Source organism: Bacillus sp. 7894-2, from assembly GCF_002272225.1.
GTDB lineage: Bacteria > Bacillota > Bacilli > Bacillales > Cytobacillaceae > Cytobacillus.
The window spans coordinates 1-2,836 of sequence record NZ_NPDG01000034.1; the positions used below are offsets into that span (position 1 = coordinate 1).

General features: G+C 46.4%; 1 protein-coding gene. It reads left to right on the forward strand.

Going from position 1 to position 2,836, the window contains the following annotated elements:
* The first annotated feature begins 317 nt into the window (after positions 1–317).
* Positions 318–2,828: a preprotein translocase subunit SecA gene (gene secA / locus CHI10_RS06150; RefSeq protein WP_095243438.1), complete on the forward strand. Its 2,511-nt coding sequence runs from the start codon at positions 318–320 to the stop codon at positions 2,826–2,828.
* Positions 2,829–2,836 lie beyond the last annotated feature (8 nt).

Here is a 2,836-nt window from a genome sequence, read left to right on the forward strand (position 1 = left end):
GCCCAACTTCGGACACAGCCCTGGTAAAAAGCCATCCTGAGTCAGAACCCAAGCTAACTCCGCACCCAGCCGCCGACCCGAAACCAACACCCCTATCATCAAACTTAAACGCCCTCGATTAACCCCGCATGCGGCATAAGTTGTCACCCCCCTCTCAAAGTGGTAATATTAATAAGAAATAATGTGAATTTTCATGGGAGGATTCTGCCGGGAAATAGCGAATTTATTACTACCTGTGCAATGATATTAACTATGAAATCAGATATGTCCAGCCCTGGATAAAGAGCTGCCATATCCAACATAAAGGAGCGTTTTTAATGCTTGGGATTTTAAATAAAGTGTTTGATCAAAATAAACGCGAAATAAAACGCCTCACCAAAATGGCAGAAGAAATCGATGCCCTTGCATCTGATATGGAAAAATTATCGGACGAGCAGCTGCGCGAGAAAACGGAAGAATTCAAAGCCCGCTATCAAAAGGGCGAAAAAGTTGATGATCTGCTGACTGAAGCATTTGCGGTTGTCCGTGAAGCAGCGAAGCGCGTTCTTGGCTTATATCCATATCCGGTTCAGTTAATGGGGGGGATTTCCCTTCATGACGGAAACATTTCCGAGATGAAAACGGGTGAAGGTAAAACTCTGACTGCAACTATGCCGGTTTACCTTAATGCCTTAACAGGAAAAGGCGTGCACGTAGTAACGGTCAACGAATACCTCGCAAGCCGTGACGCCACTGAAATGGGTCAGCTCTACGAATTCCTTGGCCTGACTGTTGGTCTTAATTTAAACGGTCTTTCCAAAGAAGAAAAACAGGCTGCCTATGCGGCTGACATCACATACAGCACTAACAATGAGCTTGGGTTTGATTACCTTCGCGATAACATGGTTCTTTACAAAGAGCAGAAGGTCCAGCGTCCTCTTCACTATGCTGTAATCGATGAGGTTGACTCCATTCTTATTGACGAAGCGCGTACACCGCTGATCATTTCCGGCTCAGCCCAAAAGTCTACACAGCTTTATATTCAGGCCAATGCGTTTGTCAGCCGCCTGAAAAAAGACGAAGATTTTACGTATGATGAAAAAACAAAAGGCGTGCAGCTGACTGAAGAAGGGATGACAAAAGCAGAGAAGGCTTTTGGAATCGATAACCTTTTCGACATTTCGCATGTTGCACTTAACCACCATATTACACAGGCACTAAAGGCACATTCCAGCATGCACCTGGATGTCGATTATGTCGTTCAGGATGATGAAATTGTCATCGTTGACCAATTTACCGGCCGTCTGATGAAGGGCCGCCGATACAGCGATGGGCTTCACCAGGCGATCGAAGCGAAGGAAGGCCTTGAAATCCAGAACGAAAGCATGACCCTTGCTACTATTACCTTCCAGAACTATTTCCGTATGTACGAAAAGCTCGCCGGTATGACTGGTACGGCGAAAACGGAAGAAGAGGAATTCCGAAATATCTACAATATGAATGTTGTGGTGATTCCGACAAACCGTCCGATCGCCCGTGACGACAGAGCAGATTTAATTTATGCCACAATGGATGGCAAATTCCGTGCTGTCGTAGAAGATATTGCCGAGCGTCATAAAAAAGGACAGCCTGTGCTCGTCGGTACAGTGGCGATCGAAACATCTGAAATCATCTCTAAATACCTGAGCAAAAAAGGTGTTCCGCATAACGTCCTAAATGCAAAGAACCACGGCCGTGAAGCGGAAATTATCCTGGATGCCGGTAAGCAGGGTGCTGTAACGATTGCCACAAACATGGCAGGTCGCGGTACGGATATCAAGCTAGGTGAAGGTGTAAAGGAAATTGGCGGTCTTTGCGTTATTGGTACAGAGCGTCATGAAAGCAGACGTATTGATAATCAGCTCCGCGGACGTTCCGGACGTCAGGGAGATCCGGGTGTCACGCAATTCTACCTTTCCATGGAAGATGAATTGATGCGCCGCTTCGGTTCTGACAATATGAAATCGATGATGGAACGCCTTGGAATGGATGACACTCAGCCAATCCAGAGTAAAATGGTTTCAAGAGCTGTGGAATCTGCGCAAAAACGCGTTGAGGGCAACAACTTCGATGCCCGTAAACAGCTTCTTTCTTACGACGATGTTCTTCGTCAGCAGCGTGAGATTCTTTATGGTCAGCGTAACGAAGTTCTGGAGTCTGAGAACTTGAGAGAGATTGTAGAAAAGATGATCATGACCAGCATCCAGCGCAATGTAGAAGGATATGCACCAGGGCATGAAGATGAGGAAAACTGGAACCTGCAGGGTATCATTGACTATGTAAATGGCAACCTTCTGAATGAAGGTGATCTTACTGTAAATGACATCCGCGGCAAAGATACAGAGGAAATCGCCGAAACCATTTTTGCCAAGGTTAAAGAACGCTATAATGAAAAAGAAGAAATGCTTAGCCCTGAGCAGATGCGTGAATTTGAGAAAGTTATCGTGCTTCGTGCCGTTGACTCCAAGTGGATGGATCACATCGACGCAATGGATCAGCTTCGCCAGGGAATCCATCTGCGTGCGTATGGCCAGACAGATCCGCTCCGTGAGTACCAGGGAGAAGGCTTTGCCATGTTTGAAAACATGATTGCATCCATTGAAGAGGATGTAGCCAAGTACATCATGAAAGCTGAAATCCGCAACAACCTCGAGCGCCAGGAAGTGGCCAAAGGCCAGGCCGTCAACCCGAAAGAAGACGGTGAAAAGGTTAAGAAAAAACCTGTCGTTAAACAGATGGATGTCGGACGCAACGACCAATGCATCTGCGGCAGCGGCAAGAAATATAAGAACTGCTGTGGAGCAGAATAGAAAAGCGG